The sequence below is a fragment of the Fulvivirga sedimenti genome (assembly GCF_020328055.1).
The window spans coordinates 926,456-945,042 of sequence record NZ_JAIXNE010000002.1 but is presented as its reverse complement, the minus strand read 5'-3'; the positions used below and the strand labels follow the sequence as shown (position 1 = coordinate 945,042).

At 43.9% G+C, this 18,587-nt stretch carries 16 protein-coding genes; 12 read left to right on the top strand and 4 right to left on the bottom strand.

The annotated features are described in order from the left end of the window. Positions 1–11: 11 nt before the first annotated feature. The 3 genes from LDX50_RS10550 to LDX50_RS10540 all read left to right on the top strand — a co-directional run bounded on the left by LDX50_RS10550 (position 12) and on the right by LDX50_RS10540 (position 3,333). The gene (locus LDX50_RS10550; RefSeq protein ID WP_225698412.1) at positions 12–1,301 is read left to right on the top strand and encodes an ABC transporter permease; all 1,290 of its coding nucleotides are present in this window, start codon (positions 12–14) and stop codon (positions 1,299–1,301) included. Further along, complete coding sequence (locus LDX50_RS10545; RefSeq protein WP_225698411.1) at positions 1,294–2,781, top strand: TolC family protein; 1,488 nt, start codon at positions 1,294–1,296, stop codon at positions 2,779–2,781. The genes LDX50_RS10550 and LDX50_RS10545 overlap by 8 nt, the downstream gene beginning before the upstream one ends. Positions 2,782–2,934: 153 nt before the next feature. Further along, positions 2,935–3,333 (top strand): hypothetical protein, encoded by a 399-nt coding sequence (locus LDX50_RS10540; protein WP_225698410.1) that lies wholly within the window; start codon positions 2,935–2,937, stop codon positions 3,331–3,333. Positions 3,334–3,336: 3 nt separating this feature from the next. Here LDX50_RS10540 and purB read toward each other — a convergent pair whose 3' ends face one another. Continuing rightward, positions 3,337–4,680, bottom strand: coding sequence for an adenylosuccinate lyase (gene purB, locus LDX50_RS10535; protein ID WP_225698409.1), 1,344 nt, complete (start codon positions 4,678–4,680; stop codon positions 3,337–3,339). A 274-nt stretch (positions 4,681–4,954) separates the two neighbouring features. Between purB and LDX50_RS10530 the strand changes: the two genes are divergently transcribed. Both LDX50_RS10530 and LDX50_RS10525 read left to right on the top strand, forming a co-directional pair. Beyond that, positions 4,955–6,070, top strand: coding sequence for a ferredoxin--NADP reductase (locus LDX50_RS10530; protein WP_225698408.1), 1,116 nt, complete (start codon positions 4,955–4,957; stop codon positions 6,068–6,070). 2 nt (positions 6,071–6,072) lie between these two features. Further along, positions 6,073–7,800 carry a M3 family oligoendopeptidase gene (locus LDX50_RS10525; RefSeq protein WP_225698407.1) on the top strand — a complete coding sequence of 576 codons (1,728 nt, stop codon included), beginning with the start codon at positions 6,073–6,075 and terminating at the stop codon, positions 7,798–7,800. Here the strand turns inward: LDX50_RS10525 and LDX50_RS10520 are convergent. Together LDX50_RS10520 and LDX50_RS10515 are read right to left on the bottom strand one after the other, a co-directional pair. Then, complete coding sequence (locus LDX50_RS10520) at positions 7,797–8,288, bottom strand: hypothetical protein (protein ID WP_225698406.1); 492 nt, start codon at positions 8,286–8,288, stop codon at positions 7,797–7,799. The two genes, LDX50_RS10525 and LDX50_RS10520, sit on opposite strands and share 4 nt — an antisense overlap. Before the next feature lie 48 nt (positions 8,289–8,336). Then, entirely contained in the window at positions 8,337–9,740 is a 1,404-nt protein-coding gene (locus LDX50_RS10515) for a type III PLP-dependent enzyme domain-containing protein (RefSeq protein ID WP_225698405.1), read from the bottom strand. Between the two features lie 140 nt (positions 9,741–9,880). Here LDX50_RS10515 and LDX50_RS10510 point away from each other — a divergent pair, with 140 nt between their 5' ends. The 7 genes from LDX50_RS10510 to LDX50_RS10480 all read left to right on the top strand — a co-directional run bounded on the left by LDX50_RS10510 (position 9,881) and on the right by LDX50_RS10480 (position 17,973). After that, the gene (locus LDX50_RS10510) at positions 9,881–10,798 is read left to right on the top strand and encodes a dimethylarginine dimethylaminohydrolase family protein (RefSeq protein ID WP_225698404.1); all 918 of its coding nucleotides are present in this window, start codon (positions 9,881–9,883) and stop codon (positions 10,796–10,798) included. Positions 10,799–10,809: 11 nt separating this feature from the next. Continuing rightward, positions 10,810–11,772 carry a citrulline utilization hydrolase CtlX gene (gene ctlX, locus LDX50_RS10505; protein ID WP_225698403.1) on the top strand — a complete coding sequence of 321 codons (963 nt, stop codon included), beginning with the start codon at positions 10,810–10,812 and terminating at the stop codon, positions 11,770–11,772. A 3-nt stretch (positions 11,773–11,775) separates the two neighbouring features. Next, the gene (locus tag LDX50_RS10500; protein WP_225698402.1) at positions 11,776–12,747 is read left to right on the top strand and encodes a deoxyhypusine synthase family protein; all 972 of its coding nucleotides are present in this window, start codon (positions 11,776–11,778) and stop codon (positions 12,745–12,747) included. Between the two features lie 2 nt (positions 12,748–12,749). Continuing rightward, positions 12,750–14,309: a bifunctional GNAT family N-acetyltransferase/carbon-nitrogen hydrolase family protein gene (locus LDX50_RS10495; protein WP_225698401.1), complete on the top strand. Its 1,560-nt coding sequence runs from the start codon at positions 12,750–12,752 to the stop codon at positions 14,307–14,309. Further along, the gene (argS, locus tag LDX50_RS10490) at positions 14,291–16,075 is read left to right on the top strand and encodes an arginine--tRNA ligase (protein WP_225698400.1); all 1,785 of its coding nucleotides are present in this window, start codon (positions 14,291–14,293) and stop codon (positions 16,073–16,075) included. The genes LDX50_RS10495 and argS overlap by 19 nt, the downstream gene beginning before the upstream one ends. Further along, complete coding sequence (locus LDX50_RS10485; protein WP_225698399.1) at positions 16,056–16,982, top strand: 1,4-dihydroxy-2-naphthoate polyprenyltransferase; 927 nt, start codon at positions 16,056–16,058, stop codon at positions 16,980–16,982. The genes argS and LDX50_RS10485 overlap by 20 nt, the downstream gene beginning before the upstream one ends. Before the next feature lie 139 nt (positions 16,983–17,121). Further along, positions 17,122–17,973 carry a universal stress protein gene (locus LDX50_RS10480; protein ID WP_225698398.1) on the top strand — a complete coding sequence of 284 codons (852 nt, stop codon included), beginning with the start codon at positions 17,122–17,124 and terminating at the stop codon, positions 17,971–17,973. On the opposite strand, the gene LDX50_RS10475 is transcribed toward LDX50_RS10480, so the two are convergent. Further along, positions 17,970–18,512: a hypothetical protein gene (locus LDX50_RS10475; RefSeq protein ID WP_225698397.1), complete on the bottom strand. Its 543-nt coding sequence runs from the start codon at positions 18,510–18,512 to the stop codon at positions 17,970–17,972. The genes LDX50_RS10480 and LDX50_RS10475 overlap by 4 nt on opposite strands. Between the last annotated feature and the right edge of the window lie 75 nt (positions 18,513–18,587).

Here is an 18,587-nt window from a genome sequence, read left to right as displayed (position 1 = left end):
TCCAAATTGCAATGGATGCAGTCTTGGCTAACAGGCTGCGTTCCGTGCTGACTGCCCTGGGTATCATTTTTGGTGTGGCAGCTGTTATTTCCATGCTGGCCATCGGAAATGGTGCACAACAGGAAATACTTGACCAGATCAAGCTGGTGGGTGTAAATAATATAGTGATAACACCAGTTGTCGAACAGTTTGAAGAGGCAGTAAGTGAAGAGCAGCAGGCACAAGCTGAAAAGAAGCGGTTTTCTTCTGGGCTGACTTTGCTTGATGTAAGAAGCATGGAAAAGCTGCTGGGTGACCAGATTAAATTTGTGAGTCCCGAGATTGTGGTTGATACCTATGTTTTGCGGGAAGGATTGCGGAGATCTGCCAAGGTCGTGGGAGTCGAAAATTCCTATTTTGATATTTCCCAATTTGGTCTCACAGAAGGAAGTTACTTCAATAGTTTTCAACTCGAGAAAGGGGAGGCGGTTTGTATCATTGGCTCGGCAATCAGAGCAAAATTTTTCCCGCAGGAGGATCCAATCGGGAAACTGATCAAAGTTGGTCCCCACTGGCTAAAGGTGCAGGGTGTTCTTGAAGAGCGTTTCATAAGTGAGAAAAGTATCGAAAGCCTGGGTATCAGGGATTATAATCTTGATATCTATGCCCCGGTAAATACAGTTTTGTTGAGGTACAAGAACCGCGCGCTCATTACGCAGGCCAATATTCAGAATGCGAATAGTAATAATCCGCAGCAAGGCAGCAATAATTATCATCAGCTGGATCGCATTACCATCCAGGTGAATGATTCTGAACATTTAAATCCCGTTGCTGATGTCACTTCCAGGCTCCTGGAGCGCCGCCATAATGAATCGATCGATTATGCGGTTAGTATTCCGGAGCTGTTATTAAAGCAACAGCAGCGTACGCGTGATATTTTTAACCTGGTACTGGGCGCCATTGCCGGGATATCCCTGGTGGTAGGTGGAATCGGCATTATGAATATTATGCTTGCCTCCGTTCTTGAACGAATCAAAGAAATTGGTCTTCGTCTGGCAATTGGGGCCAAAAAGGCCGATATCATCTGGCAGTTTCTTCTTGAAGCGGTCATGATCAGTATATCAGGTGGTGTACTGGGCGTAATCCTGGGAATTATTCTTGCCACTGTAGTATCCAGTTTTGCTGAAATTCCTACGATCGTGTCCGTGTCATCTGTGATATTGTCATTTGGAGTTGCTGCATCTGTTGGTCTAGTTTTTGGAATTGCACCGGCCCGTCGTGCAGCCAGTCAGAACCCTATATCCTCTCTACGATATGAATAAGAAATCTATCATTTCTTTTTTGCTGCTGTCCTTTATACTAAGCCTCCCCTCGCCGGGACAGACACGATATTTTAATCTGGAGGAGATCATTCAGCGCGCTAAGGAACAGTCTCCATCCGCTAAACAAGCCGAAACGCGTAGGGAAAACCGCTATTGGCAGTACCGACTGTACCGATCCAATTACAATCCACAACTGCGCCTGAATGGTCAGGCACCTGATTACAACAGGGACTTTTTCAGTAACCGGCAGGATGATGGTACGATTGTTTTCCAGGGACGGGAGCAAATCAATTCATTCGTCAACCTGGGAATTGAACAACCTATTCCATGGACCGGAGGTAACGTTTCGGTCAATTCGAACTTAAGTCATTTTAAGGATCTTGAAAGAGATTTGACGCAGTTTAATACCACATTGCTGAATGTGCGACTTGTTCAGCCCATATTTGGCTTTAACTCCCTTAAATGGGACAGGAAAACCGAACCGCTCCGATACGAGGAGTCGCGACGGGAATATGTCGAGGAAATGGAATTTATCTCCCGTCAAGCAACGCAGCGGTTTTTTAGTTATCTGGACGCACAGATAAATCTTCAGATCGCCCAATTTAACCTTGCCAATAACGATACGATCTATAAAATCGAAATGGGTCGTTACAACATCGGTACCACATCCAAGGATAAACTGCTGCAGGTAGAACTGCAATTATTGAGATCTCAACAGGATGTTGCCCAGGCTCGGCTTGATCTCGAGACGTCCAGACTTAGCCTGCAAACTTATATCGGTTTGAATGATAATATTGATATTGAGCTCATTCTGCCTACCGATATCCCCAACTTCGATGTGACCTACCCGGAAGCACTCCAGTACGCTCAGCAGAACAGGTCAGACTACCTCGCCTTTGAAAGACGAAGGCTTGAGGCAGAACGAGAGGTGGCACGAGCCAGGTCGCAGCGTTTTCAAACAGACCTGATAGCCTCCTACGGTCTGAATAACGCAGGAACGCAGATTGACGGACTCTATCAGGATCCAAATAATCAGCAACGTGTAAATGTTGCATTTAACATTCCCTTAATTGACTGGGGAAGAAATAAAGCCCGGATGCAAACGGCCCTGGCCAACATGCGTCTGAATGAATATATTATCAGTCAGGATGAGCAAAATTTTGACCAGGAAATACTTACCCAGGTTCGCCAATTTGAAGTACTTCGCTCTCAACTTGAAATTACGCGGAAATCTGATGAGGTGGCCCAGGAACGTTATGAGGTGGCTCAGAACCGATACCTGATCGGAAAGATTGATATTACCAACCTCAATATCGCTCTTACTGAAAAGGATAATGCGAAACGAAGCTATATTAATGCGCTTCGTGCGTTCTGGACAGCTTATTTTGATTTGAGAAGGCTGACTCTTTTTGATTTTGTGGAGAAGGAGTTGCTTTATGATCAGGATGCGGAAGTAGATGAAGATCAATTCAAAAATTAACCTTCTGTTTTCATTTATTTACTGCTAAACGGGGACTCGATTTCGGTAGGGTAGGCAGGGACCTTTTGTAAAATTTGTCATCAGTCTTTCTTGCCCATGGTCCCGCCGGTTGTGAATGTTTTATTCCGTTATATTTTTTTGCATCTTCCCGTTATGAAGATTTGGCTGTTTATCCTGATGTTGAGTGTGCCGTCTCTGCTGATGGCACAGGATGATGATCTCAAATTTGGTGATACAAATACAACCAATATGGATCCTACCTATAAGACACGAAAAAAATCCAAATCAAAACGTCCGATTCAATGGATTAAGAACGATAGCGAAGGGCTTCTGCTCGGTAACCGTTGCATGACCGATGTAATTGACGAAATGCGGTTTGAATACGTGATTCAGATAAAGGGACAGCCCGGTTATCGTAATGAACTGGGAAGACTCGCCCATAATTTTGGCGCCAAAATTGGGATCATGTTCAGAAATGGTCCCTTTTGGAAATTCAGACTGAAGAAAGAGCGCAAGAAATGCAGAGAACAGACCGGTGATTTTGTCGGCTAAGAGCTATATTCCTGTGTAGTTATACGGACTGATCCGCGATAATTCTTCTTTTATTTCATCCGATACATGGAGCTGGGCTATGAAATGGGCCATGGTATTCCGTGTAATTTTCTCATTTTTCCGGGTTAACTCTTTCAGCGCTTCATAGGGTTTTGGGAATCCCTCTCTTCGTAAAACTGTCTGAATCGCTTCGGCGACTACAGCCCAGTTGTCTTCCAGGTCCTGTTCGATTGCCGGAATATTGATTTCAAGTTTGCCCAATCCTTTTTCCAGTGATCGCAATGCAATCAGGCTGTGCCCCAGTGGTACGCCAATGTTTCTTAGAACTGTAGAGTCTGTCAGATCTCTCTGAAGTCTCGAAATGGGGAGCTTTGCCGACAAATGCTCGAAAAGTGCGTTGGCAATACCCAGATTACCTTCAGCATTCTCAAAATCAATCGGGTTTACCTTATGTGGCATAGCCGAAGATCCTACTTCACCTTTACGGATCTTCTGGTTAAAGTAATGCATGGAAATATACTGCCAGATGTCTCTTGAGAAATCAATAAAGATGGTATTGATCCTTTTCAAAGCATCGAACAGTGCCGCAAGATGATCGTAATGTTCAATTTGTGTAGTGGGCTGACTTCTTTTCAATCCCAGAATTTCCTCAACAAAGCGGTTTCCGAATAATTTCCAGTCTGTTTTGGGATAGGCCACATGATGCGCATTAAAATTGCCGGTAGCACCTCCGAATTTAGCGGCGAAAGGGATAGCCTTCAACTGACTGATCTGCTCTTGTAACCGTACGGCAAAAACTTCTATCTCCTTGCCCATTCGGGTAGGCGAAGCCGGCTGACCGTGTGTTCGGGCCAGCATGGGGACATCCTTCCATTCTTTTGACAGCGTTTGTAATGTTGCTACCTGTGCTTCAAGAAGTGGCATAACGACTTCTTCCATTGCGGCCTTTAAGGACAGGGGAATGGCTGTGTTATTAATGTCCTGGGACGTAAGTCCGAAATGAATGAACTCCTTCTGTTCAGAAAGCCCAAGGTCATCAAACTTTTCTTTGATGAAATATTCAACAGCTTTTACATCATGATTAGTCGTTTTTTCTATCTCCTTGATCTGTGCGGCATCTTCAGATGAAAATTCAACATAAATATTTCTCAATGAATCAAAAACTGACTGATCAACCGATGCCAGCTGGGGTATTCCTGCATTAACAAGCGCGATGAAGTATTCAATTTCAACCTGAACTCTGTATCGGATCAGACCAAATTCTGAAAAGTATTGAATTAAATCCGATGTTTGTTTCCGGTACCTTCCATCGATCGGAGAGATGGCATTTAATGCAGCGTTATCCATAATTTCAATTATAAGTTGCAAAAATACCAAATTAGACCAGACTGAACGATAAATTCACCGGTTAAAAGTATTCCATCAGTCTTTGCCGAAAGTGAGCTGAACATTGAATGGATACACGAATACTTGCTACCTTTGCAGAAGAATTAAAAGGGTTGTTGAATCCGTTTATTACCATGAACCTACGGCTGATTTAATTGTTCTTTTAACAGGCCAATGGTGAACGCTGCCGCCGGCATCATTAATTTGAAAATTTACTGTGATTAAAAATTGAATTATGGCATTTAACTTTTTCAAAAAGAAAAGCGAAAAAAAAGAAGAAACTAAGACAGGGAAATACAGGGAACTGCGGGTAAGGGAAATCATTAAGGAAACCCGGGACGCCATATCGATTGTCTTTGAAAAAGCGGAAGGCTTGCCGTATAAATCAGGTCAATTCCTTACGCTAATACTTGATATCAATGGCAAGGAAGTTCGACGGGCTTATTCCCTGTGTTCTTCGCCGGATGTGGATGAATATATGGCTGTAACGGTAAAGCGTGTTGATAATGGACTGGTTTCCAACTGGCTGAACGATAACCTTCATGCAGGTGATGCCATTCGCGTGATGGCTCCTATGGGGTCATTTACAACCGAATATGATTCGGATAATAAACGGCACCTGATCCTTTTTGCTGGAGGAAGCGGGATTACCCCGATGATGTCGATCGTTAAATCTATGCTCAAACTGGAACCCAACAGCATCACTTCGCTGATTTACTGCAATCGAAATATCGACAGTATAATTTTCAAAGATCAACTGGACAAACTGCAGACTGATAACCAGGGAAGATTACATGTGATCCATATTCTTGATGATGCGCCTATGAACTGGCAGGGTCATTCGGGTCTTTTGAACCATGATATGCTCGTGAAAATATTTGAGCGGATTCCGGACTGGGGCATTGAACACACGACATACCTGATGTGCGGACCGGAAGGAATGATGAAAAATGTTCAGAACCTGTTGAAGGAACATGATATCCCCGAGACTAATATTTACAAGGAAAGCTTCGTTACAGGAACGATTGATAAGGAGCTTAAGTCTCCCGAAACTGCTGCCACGGCAGATACTATTCAGGAACGGGAAGTGACGGTTATTTACGACGGGGAGGAGCACAAGTTTACTGTGAAACCCGGAGATACCATTCTCGAGACCGCGCTGGATCTGGGTATTGACCTGCCTTATTCCTGCCAGAGTGGATTATGCACAGCTTGTCGTGGAAAGTGTAAATCCGGAAAAGTAAAGCTTGATGAGGAGGAAGGACTTTCAGAGTCTGAATTGGCCGAAGGATATGTCCTCACTTGTGTGGGACATCCGTTAACAGATGATGTTGTAATTGAGATAGGATAGAAATGAGTGAACAAACAGTACAAGTACCCGCAAGGCCTGAACGAAAATTTTTACCGGAAAACTTCAAAGTTGAATCCTGGGAAGGCCTGAAGCCCTATTTCGATGATTTGTTGAATCGGGATATTTCCGATAAATCGGAACTTCGAAAATGGTTGCAGGACAGGAGTGAACTTGAATCTGTTATTTCTGAGGATGCCGGATGGAGGTATATCCGGATGACTCGTTTTACCGACAATGAGGAATACAATAAATCATATATCGATTTTGTTCAAAATATTCAGCCTCATATCGCACCGTATTCCGACAGTTTGAATAAGAAAGTCGTTGACAGTCCGTTCGTCGCAGAACTCGAAGCCCAGCCCGGGTTTGATATAATGCTGCGGGAGATCCGTAAGGATATCGAGATATTCCGGGAAGAAAACATACCATTATTCACCGAAATACAGACACTTACGCAGAAATATGGCCAGATATCAGGTGCCATGACCGTGGATGTGGATGGGAAGGAATTGACATTACAGCAAGCGGGAGTAATGTTGCAGGAAACAGACCGTGACTTACGGGAGCGTATCTATTTTAAAATTGCCGGACGCCGGATAGAAGACAAGGACAAACTGGATGACCTTTTCAATCAGCTCATTGGATTGCGGACCCAGGTAGCCAGAAATTCCGGGTTTGATAACTTCAGGGATTACATGTTCAGGGCAATGGGCCGGTTCGATTACTCACCTGAAGATTGCTTTAATTTTCACGATTCGGTGAAGGATGAAATAGTGCCGATGCTTTCCGCCCTGGCGCAGAAGAGGAAGGAAAAATTGGGTCTGGATGAGCTTAAACCGTGGGACAAGGCGGTGGATCCTGAAAATCTGCCTCCGCTCAAACCTTTTAAAGACAGTAAAGAACTAACTGAAAAAACGATCCGCGCATTCAGTAATCTGGATCCCTTCCTGGGTGAATGTCTCAGAATAATGCGGGAAATGGGGCATTTAGATCTGGAATCGCGCAAGGGCAAGGCGCCCGGTGGATATAATTATCCGCTTTCAGAGATTGGTGTGCCTTTTATTTTCATGAATGCTACCTCCACCTTGCGTGACCTGGTTACTCTGTTGCACGAAGGAGGTCATGCTGTTCATTCATTTCTGACGCGTGACCTGGAGCTGACAGACTTCAAACATACACCTTCCGAGGTAGCTGAACTTGCATCCATGAGTATGGAGTTAATCAGCATGGATCAATGGCATTTATTCTTTGAGAATGAAAATGATTTGAAGAGGGCCAAACAGGAGCACCTGGAACAGATCATCGAAACATTGCCATGGGTTGCCACCATCGATAAATTTCAGCATTGGATCTATGAAAATCCGGGTCACGATGTAGCGGAACGCACAACGGCCTGGAATGCGATTTTTGCTGATTTTACAGATACCGTAACCAGCTGGGAAGGGCAAGAAAAATTCAGGGATAACCTGTGGCAGAAGCAACTACATTTATATGAGGTGCCTTTTTACTACATCGAATATGGAATGGCCCAGTTAGGGGCCGTTGCGGTATGGAAAAATTTCCGGGAGAACCCGGAGAAAGGCCTCGCCGGTTATCTGAATGCCCTCAAGTTGGGCTATACAAAGTCTATCCCGGATGTGTATGCGGCGGCTGATATCCGATTTGATTTCAGCAGGAACTACATCAGGGAATTAATGAGCTTTGTAAGGGAGGAACTGGATAAACTCTAGGGGCGTACAAATTCCTCAAATATAATGTCATATTCGACTGCATTCGTGGATACACGAAGGTTGGCGGTAATTTTCCATATACCCTGGGAATTCATCACACCCGATAGTGTGCCGGCCAGCACAGGATAATATCCCGGATCTGCGCAATAGCAAAATCTTCCGAAAAGAACAGTCGCATCTGAGAGTTCCTGATCCGTGAATTTGAATGATTCTGCTTCCTCCGGAACTTCAAAAACCAGGATTTCGGTGAGTTCATCATCGATGATTTCTCTGGAATCATCATACGTGTAGGTGCGCTTAAAGACCAGTTTTTCACCCTCGATTATATCGATAAACAATCCATGGAATGTGATCGCTGTAATTTTGATGGAAGAATTTGGCAATACTTCCATGGAACATTTCCCGTTGGGGCAAAAAGGATCATTTTCCTCTTCATTACATCCAAAGAAGAGTAATATCAGAGAGAAAAGGATATATCGGATCTTCATCTTGCGGGTGTTTGTTGAAAGACCCGCAATTCTTCCTTGCCGTTGGAACTACCCGCTGTAACCCAGCAATTGTAACATGCCGTCGCTATTTTGTTCGGCAGCAAACAGACGTGTGGTAAACTCGCCATTTTTGTCCTTGTCGACCAGCACATGTTGTGGTGCAGGAATCAGGCAATGCTGAATACCTCCATATCCGCCCAGTGATTCCTGGTAAGCCCCGGTATGGAAGAAGCCGATATAGAGTTTGTCTTTCTTGTTTTTCGGATCAAGCATGGGAAGAAAAACCTCGCTGCTGTGTGATTCGGAATTATAGTAATCCTGGCTGTCACATGTGAGTCCGCCGAGGTTGACCTTATGATAAATATCATCCCACTTATTCACCGCAAGCATGATATATTTTTGGCTTAAGCCCCAGACATCAGGCAGGTGGGTGATAAATGATCCATCGATCATATACCATAATTCCTTGTCGTTCTGCAGTTTCTGATCCATTATCGAATAAAGGGCCGCGCCGCTTTCACCGACGGTAAAACTTCCGAATTCCGTGAAAATGTTGGGAACCGGAACATTATTCTTACCGCAAATCCATTTAACATTCTCAACAATCTGCTCGGCCATATATTTATAGTCGAATTCAAATTGCATCGAGGTTTTGATGGGAAATCCTCCACCGATATCAATCGTATCGAGTTCAGGACATTCTTTTTTCAATTCACAGTATTTAAAAATGAACCTGCTTAGTTCACTCCAGTAGTAGGCCGTATCCCGAATCCCCGTGTTGATGAAAAAATGGAGCAGTTTCAGTTTTGCTTTCTTGCTTGGTTTTATCTGTTCACGATAAAGGGTATTCACGTCACTGTATCGAATACCCAGGCGGGAGGTGTAGAATTCGAAATTGGGTTCTTCGTCGGCTGCGATACGGATGCCTACCTTATAGGATTTTTTAACATGTTCCTCGTAATGGCTCAATTCATTCAGATTATCCAGTACCGGTATGGTATTTTTAAATCCGTCATTCAGCAGTTCACTGATGTATTCCCGGTACAACGGTCTTTTGAATCCATTACACACAATGAAGAGGTCCTTATCGATCTTGCCAGCCTCATGAAGTTTCCGGATTATCGGAATGTCATAGGAAGAAGAGGTTTCTATGTGTGCACCGTGTTTCAAAGCCTCTTCAAGTACAAAACTGAAATGTGAGGATTTGGTACAGTAGCAATAGGTATAGCTTCCACTGTAATTATGTTTTTTTATGGCGTTATTGAATATTCTACGCGCATACTTAATGTTTTCGCCAATTTTGGGAAGATAGGTGAGTTTTAGCGGGGTGCCGTACTTTTCAATAATCGGCATCAGCGGGACTTCATTGAATAATAATTCGTTTTTTTCAACCCTGAATTCCTCTTGTGGGAATTCGAAGGTCTGTTCTATGAGGTCAATGTATTTTTTCACCTATAAAGTATAATTAATTTTTTTGCAATTGTACGCATAATATCAGATAAGATAAAAGGAATAAACTCATATCGAAAATCACATCCTGCTTTTTAATCAGGTATGCCATCCTTACCTTTGCAGCCTATCAAGTCTGAGCTATGATCAAAGTATATGTTAATGATGAGACTTCCCTCTTAAAAGCGGTAGTTTTAGGTACTGCGGAAAGCTTTGGCGGGACACCAAAACTGGAGGAAGCCTATGACCCAAAAACCAGGGAACATATTTTGAATGATTCATTTCCGCTCGAAGCCGATTTGCGGTCAGAATTGACTGAATTTGAAACAGTATTAAAAAAATACGGAGTTACAGTATACAGGCCACAGATCATAGAGAACTGTAACCAGGTATTTTCACGGGATATCGGGTTTGTAATTGAAGATAAATTTATCATTCCAAATATTCTGAAACACCGCCGGAAAGAGATCGATGGAATCGATTATATCGTGGATCAGATTGATCCTGACCATTTGTTGGAGGTGCCAGATGAAGTTCGTATTGAGGGAGGGGACGTAATGCCCTGGAAGGACCATATTTTTGTCGGTTATTCGAAATCCCCGGATTTTGAAAAATATGTTGTGGCGCGGACCAATGAGAAGGGTGTCCAATTCCTGAAGGAATCATTTCCTGCCAAGAAGGTTATGGCGTTCGAATTAAAGAAGTCCGACACAGACCCGCGGGACAATGCGTTACACCTGGATTGTTGCTTTCAGCCCATTGGCAGAGATTCAGCGATTATCTATAAGGGTGGATTTAAAAATCCTGATGATTATGAATTCCTTGTGGAATTTTTTGGACGCCAAAATCTTATAGAGATTACCCGGGAGGAAATGTATTTTATGAATTCAAATGTATTTTCCATTGCACCCGACGTTATTGTTTCGGAAAAAGGCTTTACCCGGTTAAATGGCATTTTACGAGAGCGGGGGTTTATTGTTGAAGAGATAAACTTTGCTGAAATATCAAAGATGGAGGGTCTGCTGCGATGTGCCACACTTCCACTTTTGCGAACCTTTTAAATTTACTTCAGATGCCTAAGTTTATTACCGATACAATCCTCATGGTTAGGCCGGTGAATTTTCATTTTAATGAACAAACCGCTGTTAATAACTATTATCAAAAGGTGCTGGATGACCTGGATCCGGCTGAAGTACAACAACGGGCACAGACTGAATTTGATAATTTTGTGGCCATTTTACGTAAAAATGGTGTGCGTGTCATAGTTATTGAAGATACACCCTATCCTGAAACTCCTGATTCAATCTTTCCGAACAACTGGGTTTCATTTCACGCTGACGGTCGTGTCGGGCTATATCCGATGTTTGCTGAGAACAGGCGGAAAGAACGACGAGCAGATATGTTTGATAAGCTGGGTACTGAATATTCGTTGAAGGTTACTGATAAAATCGACCTGACACGATTTGAGGACGATGGGAAATACCTCGAAGGAACCGGCAGCATGGTCTTCGACAGGGAAAACCGAATTGCATATGCTGCGTTGTCTGAACGGACTGATATTGATGTGCTCGAAGAGTTTTGCAGGTCGTTCGATTATAAGGCAGTCACATTTACCGCGTATCAGAGTGTGGGCCAAAACCGTCTGCCTATTTATCACACCAATGTAATGATGTGTGTAGGGGATACATTTGCGGTGGTTTGTGCTGATTGCATAGATGACCCTGATGAAAAATTGAAGGTAATAGAAGTCCTTGAACAAACAGGAAAGGAAATTATTTATATTACGGAGGACCAGGTACAGCAATTTGCCGGGAATATGCTTCAAGTACGTTCATATGATACTCCTGAAAATAAATATTTGGTGATGTCTGAAGCGGCATATCAATCACTTACTGAGAAACAACTCAATCAGTTGCAGGCACATTGCGAAATTATTTACAGTTCGCTGGATACGATTGAAGCTCTTGGCGGCGGGAGTGCCCGTTGCATGATGGCTGAAGTATTCCTCCCTGCAAGCAAAACCATTAAAACATAAAAAATGCACAAGTCAATTTCTGAATTCATCGAACACCACTATCTTCATTTCAATGCAGCTGCATTGGTTGACGCCGCCCGTGGTTATAAAAAACACCTCTCAGAAAATAAGAAAATGCTCATCTCCCTGGCGGGCGCCATGAGTACAGCTGAACTGGGAAAATCACTGGCCGAAATGATTCGTCAGGATAAGGTTCATATCATCAGTTGCACCGGAGCCAACCTGGAAGAGGATGTAATGAATCTGGTTGCCCATAATCATTACAAGAGGGTTCCCAACTACCGGGATCTCACACCTCAGGAAGAGTGGGATCTGCTCGAACAGGGACTGAATCGCGTGACCGATACCTGTATTCCGGAAGAGGAGGCCTTCAGAAGAATACAAAAACACATTTTTAAGATTTGGAAGGATGCGGAAGACAATGGTGAGCGCTTGTTCCCCCATGAGTATCTGTTTCGCTTACTGAACTCGGGTGTGATGCAGGAATACTATGAAATAGACCCGTCCAACAGCTGGATGATTGCAGCTGCCAAAAAGAATTTACCAATGGTGGTTCCAGGGTGGGAAGATTCAACACTTGGAAATATATTCGCTTCCTATTGTTTAAAAGGAGAATTGAAGCCGTCAACGATGAAATCTGGCATTGAATACATGACCTTCCTGGCCGACTGGTATACTGCTTCTGCCGGGGATGAAGGAGTGGGATTTTTCCAGATCGGAGGAGGTATTGCAGGAGATTTCCCCATTTGCGTTGTTCCTATGCTATATCAGGACATGGAACGTCACGATACGCCTTTCTGGAGTTATTTTTGTCAGATCTCTGATTCAACCACCAGTTATGGTTCCTATTCCGGTGCTGTTCCTAATGAGAAAATAACCTGGGGAAAGCTGGGCATAGATACTCCAAAATATATCGTTGAATCGGATGCGACTATCGTGGCACCCTTGATATTCGCCTACATACTGGGCTGGTAATTATGATCGAAAATAAAAATGAAAGTACCCAACATCTGCTTGTAACCCGGAATCTGACAATCCGGGATTATGATCGTATTGCTGAAATCATGGCGGTCTCCTATCATTTAATGCATGATGTCTGGAGTAAATCACAGATTAAGAAATTACTGAAATTATTCCCTGAAGGACAGATAGGTGTTGAGGATCATGGTGAGATCGTAGCATTTGCCTTGTCATTGGTAGTGGATTACAAAAAATTCGGCGATAACCATACGTTTCAGAAAATCACGGGTAATGAAACCTTTGACACACATAACCCCAACGGGGATGTTCTGTATGCGATAGAAGTTTGCGTTGATCCTGAGTACCGTGGTATGCGTCTGGGACGGCGGCTATACGACGCACGGAAGGAACTTTGTGAACAGCTGAATCTGCGATCGATCATTGCGGGTGGACGGATGCCAAACTATCACAAATACAGTGATGACCTGAAACCAAAGGATTATATACAGAAAGTAAGAACCAAAGAAATCTATGATCCGGTGCTTTATTTCCAGATCAGCAATGATTTCCATGTCAAGAAAATTCTCCACAACTACCTGCCGGGTGATAAGGCTTCCCGTAATTATGCGGTGCTGGTAGAGTGGAATAATATTTATTATGAAGAGTCGGAAGATCCTATCCGCGTTCGTAAGAGTTATGCCCGGATCGGTGTGGTTCAATGGCAATTACGTGCAGTTCGGTCGGTTGAGTCTTTCTTCGATAACGTTGAGTTTTTTGTGGATGCGGTAAGCGGGTATAAAGCGGATTTCCTTGTTTTCCCGGAATTATTCAATGCCCCGCTCATGGCTGAGTTCAATGAAAGTGATACCGCACAGGCGATCCGGAAGCTTGCAAATTATACCGAACAGATCCGTGAGAAGATCGTGGAATTCGCCGTTAGCTACAACATAAACATAATCGCTGGAAGCATGCCGGTTTATGAGAATGAACGGCTTTACAATGTGGCCTATCTTTGCCGAAGGGACGGTACATTCGAGGCTCAGTATAAAATTCACCCCACACCGGCGGAACGGGGCGACTGGGGTATGTCGGGAGGTGATAAGATCCATGTTTTTGACACGGATGTGGCGAAAATTGGCATTCTCATTTGTTACGATGTGGAATTTCCCGAACTCAGCAGAATTATGGCAGAAAAAGGGATGGAAATACTTATTGTCCCCTTTGCCACCGATATGCAGAACGGCTACCAGCGCGTGCGTGTTTGTTCCCAGGCCAGGGCTATTGAAAATGAGTGTTATGTAGCAATTTCGGGAAGTGTGGGTAACCTGCCTAAAGTGAAAAATATGGATATTCAGTTTGGGCAGTCGGCGGTTTTTTCACCATCTGATTTTGCTTTTCCTCAGAACGCGGTGGTTGCCGAGGGCACTCCGAATACAGAAAATACGATCATAGCCGATGTAGATCTGGATGATTTGCGGGAACTTCATATGCATGGAAGTGTTCGAAACCTGCTGGATCGCCGCAAGGATCTGTATGAAGTAAAACTGAAGAAAAAAGAATGCTTGAAGAACAACTGATCAAAGATATCATTCGCGCATTTGGTGCCTGCTTTGATGCTGAAATTGCAGAAGGTGATGTAACGTTGCAACCAACCAGAAAGGATTTCGAAGGTTCGCATACTCTTGTTTGTTTCCCCTTTTCAAGGATTTCAAAAAAAGGACCGGAACAAACTGCCGAACAACTGGGGGAGTGGCTGGCCGCTAACTCACCACTGGTTCGTGACTTCAACGTTGTTAAAGGATTTTTGAATTTGTCGCTCCATGACTCAGCCTGGATCAGTGTGATTGGCAGTATACACGCCAATGCACAATATGGGTTCAGTACAGCGCGTGGAGAGGAAGTGATGATAGAATATTCATCACCAAATACAAACAAGCCGCTGCACCTGGGGCACCTGAGAAATAATTTCCTCGGCTGGTCGGTCGCGGAAATACTGAAAGCCAACGGTTATACAGTGCACAAAGTCCAGATCATTAATGACCGGGGTATACACATTTGTAAATCGATGGTTGCCTGGAAACGTTTTGGAGAAGGAGCAACACCCGATTCTACCGGAAAGAAAGGTGATAAGCTGGTAGGCGACTATTATGTGAAATTCGATAAAGAATATAAAAAGGAGATCGCTTCACTGATTGATCAGGGCAAGTCACAGGAGGAGGCTGAAAAATCGGCTCCCATCATGCTGGAGGCCCAGGACATGTTGCGTAAGTGGGAGCAGAAGGATCCGGAGGTTTATGCCTTGTGGGAACAAATGAATCAATGGGTTTATACAGGATTCAATGCCACATATAAACGAATGGGTGTGGATTTTGACAAGCTCTACTATGAGTCCGAAACATTTCTGCTCGGGAAAGAGGAAGTATTGAAAGGACTTGAACAGGGAATCTTCTATCAAAAAGAAGATAATTCTGTTTGGGTGGATTTGAGCGAGGATGGACTGGATCAAAAATTATTGCTTCGGGCCGATGGCACATCGGTTTATATGACCCAGGACATTGGTACGGCGATACTCAGATATCGTGAATTCCCCGATATTATCAGGCAGATCTATACGGTTGGCAATGAGCAGGAATATCACTTTAAAGTCCTGTTTCTGATCCTGGATAAGCTCGGTTATTCGTGGGCAAAAGAATGCTATCACCTCAGCTATGGAATGGTGGATCTTCCAACCGGTAAAATGAAATCACGCGAGGGGACCGTGGTAGATGCAGATGATCTGATGGAGGAAATGGTTGAAACAGCCGGTCAGCATACCCAGGAGCTTGGAAAAATTGAGGGTTTTACCAATGCCCAGGCTCGAGAGTTATATGAGACACTCGGACTGGGCGCGTTGAAATACTTCCTGTTGAAGGTTGATCCAAGGAAACGTATGTTATTCGACCCTAATGAGTCCATCCAGTTTCAGGGCAATACCGCACCGTTCATTCAATATACTCATGCACGAATCTGTGCTATCCTCCGAAAGGCGGAACAACTTGAAATTGGATTTGATAACATCGACTCAGATACCAGTCTGCTGGAAGTTGAAACATATCTTATTCAACTTGTAAGTCAGTATCCCATAAAGGTGAGCGAGGCAGGTGAAAATTATGCCCCTGATATCATTGCCAATTATGTTTATGACCTGGCCAAGGAATATAACCGGTTCTATCAGGAGATACCGATTTTTGCGGAAGAGGATACGAATAAACTGAAGATACGGGTGCTCATTTCATCGGAAATTGCCCGGGTTATCCGGCTTGGAATGAGCCTGCTGGGAATTCATGTACCAGAACGAATGTGATATGGCAGTTTCTCCCTGGATAACCGCATTTCGTCTACGCACATTGCCGCTCGCACTTTCGAGTATCGGCATGGGTTCCTTTCTGGCTGCCGGAGACGGTCATTTTCAATGGCCCGTCTTCGTCCTTTGTGCGCTAACAACCATCTTGCTTCAGATTCTTTCCAACCTGGCCAATGACTACGGAGATTCGGTACATGGCGCAGATCACGGCGAACGGACTGGTCCCAGTCGCATGGTACAATCCGGTGTGATCTCCCTGGCGCAAATGAAAACCGCCATGGGTATCTTTGTCGCATTCGCTCTCATTTGCGGGATATCATTGCTTTATGTTGCCTTTGGGTGGAATCCTGAGGCCCTTTTGTTTTTCTTCGGACTGGGATTATTATCCATTCTTGCAGCTGTCGCCTACACTGCCGGCAGAAAGCCTTATGGATATATGGGATTGGGTGACCTGTCGGTTTTATTATTTTTTGGATTGGTAGGGGTTCTGGGATCCTATTATCTCTATACTCAGCAATTCATTTCAGCCTACCTTCTGCCCGCTTATTCCTGTGGCGTATTTGCCGTGGCAGTGCTGAATGTGAATAATATCCGGGATATCGAATCTGACCGTAAAGCCGGCAAATATTCCATTCCTGTTCGAATCGGACGTGAAAAAGCAGTCAGATATCACTGGTTTCTGCTTGTGAGCGGAATGGCTGCCTCGGTCGTATTTGTATTACTGAATTACCAGGATGTCTGGCAGTGGTTGTTTGTAGTATCATTTCCGGTGATCATCCGAAATGGGATTGCTGTTAAAAATGCACGCACAAGTGCAGCCCTTGATCCGTATCTGAAGCAAATGGCGCTGAGCACACTGTTATTTGTTCTTACCTTTGGCGCTGGAATAATCCTATCAAATTCCTGAAAGGAAAGGCTGAATGCCTTCGAGAAAACGGACTGTTTACAAGTTCAAATAACTGACAAATCTCAGGCCCTGTAAGGGGCTTTTTTCATACATTTACTACAGGTTAATGGTTAGTTTGTAGCAAACAGAGAAAAAAGCAATGAAACATATACTCGTACCCACAGATTTTAGCACTCAGGCGGGATACGCCGTGGATTTAGGTGCATATCTTGCCCGAAAGCTTAACGCCGAATTAACATTTCTTCACGTAGTGGTAGATGGTACCCTGCCCACTGTTCATTATACCGGTGAAGTGGCCTTACCAGATATGCAGGATCGCCTGTTTGTGCTGAAATTGATTGAAAAAGGAAAGGAAGAGCTTGCTGAAATTCTGAAAAGGCCTGACATGAAGGACCTTAAGGTGAATACTGAATTACACGTTGGCGATATTTATTATGGAGTGAAGGATATCATTTCACAGAAGAATATCGATCTGGTGGTAATGGGCACCAAGGGCTCGAGCGGGTTCGAGGAATTTATCATTGGTTCCAATGCAGAGAGGGTCGTACGCCATGCGAAGTGTCCTGTACTTACGATCCATGAGCCCATGAAGGCATTGAAGATCGAGAGAATCGTTTACGCAAACTCACTCGAGAAACCTGAACATTCTTGCGCAAGCGTTTTGAAAGATATTCAGGAAGCTTTTAACGCTACGATCCATCTTGTCAGGGTAAATACACCGAATAATTTTAAGGCTGATCATGACTCCTTGCCATTACTGGAAAAGATTGCAGAGAACTCCTCCCTGAGAAATTTTGAATTGCATGTGTACAACGATGCCACTGAAGAAGCAGGAATCCTCAATTTTGCCGAACAGATCGATGCAGACATGATAGCCATGGCAACACATGGCAGAACGGGTTTAGCGCACTTATTAACCGGCAGCCTGGCAGAATCGGTTGTGAATCACACTCACCGTCCTGTTCTGACCTATGTGGATAAGGATATTTAAAGTATTTCGCCGGTAACCTTTAGATACATCGTCGCTTTGATACGGAACGAAACCGGCTTACCGGTTATGTAGGAGTGGAATTGAACAATAATTCCCTCGTCTGCAATGAAGTTATCCGCGATCACCTGCGACTCCTCGTCGGTAAACCGAAGAATATAGTCTTCACCCTGTTCGCTAAATTCATAAAGGGAAATGTCCGGAACATTAACGGCGGGTAATAATTCATTTCGATCCAGATCCATCAGCAAAAGCTGGTTAGACCGGAGTTCGATGTCCATATCTCCTACGTATTCGGAAATGGAAAAGACCAGTGAATCAACGTCAAAATCTGATATCCGTTCCTCGAATTCTGCGATTTCGGGATTGGTCGCTGTACTCAGTATCCGTTCACCGGTAATTTCGTTCGGCATTGCTTCCAGAACCACGGCAACAAGACTATCACTGATGCTGGTGGATCTGGTTGCTGATATGAATTTTGTTTCATCACAGGATGAAATTGCAACTAAGCCGACAACTAAAAATAATAACAGTGATCTCATATACTCTTTATTCGCTTTTTAAGGAACGGGTAACCTGAAATGATCTGTATGTGAATATTGCCAAAACCGGCATTA